Here is a 1,318-nt window from a genome sequence, read left to right as displayed (position 1 = left end):
TGACCTAACTGCAAAGAAGGAGCTGCCGAAGGCGGGACGGATGACTGGGGTGAAGTCGTAACAAGGTAGCCGTATCGGAAGGTGCGGCTGGATCACCTCCTTTCTAAGGAAGAAGAGTAGAGTAATTGAATGTGTTTTACTGTTTAGTTATCAAAGATAACTGAATAAACATTTCTGGTGCCGATGCGCTTGTGGGAAACACCCGTTCCCATCCCGAACACGACGGTTAAGACGCAGGCGGCCGATGGTACTGCACTGGAGACGGTGTGGGAGAGCAGGTGGGCGCCAGATTAAATGGGGATGTAGCTCAGTTGGGAGAGCACCTGCCTTGCAAGCAGGGGGTCGAGAGTTCGAATCTCTTCATCTCCATCGCCAGAGTACTTAATGAAGGCAAGCAATAGTGCAGGCTGAATTTAGTACGAGGCATGTCATGACACTTAATGAAAGCGAGTCGGAGACGAAGCTTGAATTTAGTGACAGGACTCACGAAATCGAAAGATTTCAAATGGGCTTATAGCTCAGCTGGTTAGAGCGCACGCCTGATAAGCGTGAGGTCGGTGGTTCGAGTCCACTTAAGCCCAGTGGCTTAGTTGATTAGCCGTGAGGTTAAGTGAGTAAGCCTATATCGTACCTTGAAAACTGCATACATGTAAATTTGATTAAAACTAATCAAATATCCTTGATATACAAACGTAAGATAGGAAGACATCGATAACATAGTTATCAATTAAGCAACGAGAATCAAAGACCGCTGATACCTACGCTAGGGTATCAGAAGTGCAAACAAATCATCCACTGGAAGATTTGTTTGCATGCAATGCAAAAATGGTCAAGCAGAAAGGGCACAGGGCGGATGCCTTGGCACTAAGGGCCGAAGAAAGACGTGATAAGCTGCGATAAGCTTCGGGGAGGAGCAAATATCCATTGATCCGGAGATCTCTGAATGGGGAAACCCACATGAGGAAACCTCATGTATCCATACGCCAATCCATAACGTATGGAGGGGAACCCGGGGAACTGAAACATCTAAGTACCCGGAGGAAAAGAAAGAAAACTCGATTCCGTAAGTAGCGGCGAGCGAACGCGGAAGAGCCTAAACCAGGTCGCGTGCGATCTGGGGTTACGGACTGCATTTAAGATTCTGCGATGTTAGTGGAACGGTTTTGGGAAAGCCGGCCGGAGAGGGTGAAAGCCCCGTACACGAAAGCAGAGCAGACTGAGCAGGATCCAGAGTACCGCGGGACACGAGAAACCCTGCGGGAAATCAGGGGGACCACCCCCTAAGGCTAAATACCACTTAGTGACCGATAGCGCATAG

General features: G+C 48.8%; 2 tRNA genes and 3 rRNA genes. All 5 read left to right on the top strand.

The annotated features are described in order from the left end of the window. Window positions 1-103: ribosomal RNA gene (locus ACTNB8_RS16315) — 16S ribosomal RNA — on the top strand; the annotation flags it as partial. A gap of 70 nt (window positions 104-173) precedes the next feature. Then, window positions 174-291 (top strand): 5S ribosomal RNA (gene rrf / locus ACTNB8_RS16310). Between the two features lie 5 nt (window positions 292-296). Continuing rightward, window positions 297-369: transfer RNA gene (locus ACTNB8_RS16305), tRNA-Ala, on the top strand. 138 nt (window positions 370-507) lie between these two features. After that, window positions 508-581: transfer RNA gene (locus ACTNB8_RS16300), tRNA-Ile, on the top strand. 245 nt (window positions 582-826) lie between these two features. Continuing rightward, window positions 827-1,318 (top strand): 23S ribosomal RNA (locus tag ACTNB8_RS16295); the annotation flags it as partial.

The organism is Blautia sp. HCP28S3_G10, from assembly GCF_052065235.1.
In the GTDB taxonomy this organism is placed as follows: domain Bacteria; phylum Bacillota; class Clostridia; order Lachnospirales; family Lachnospiraceae; genus Blautia_A.
The sequence above is the reverse complement of the archived record's forward strand: the minus strand, read 5'-3'. Positions and strand labels throughout refer to the sequence as shown.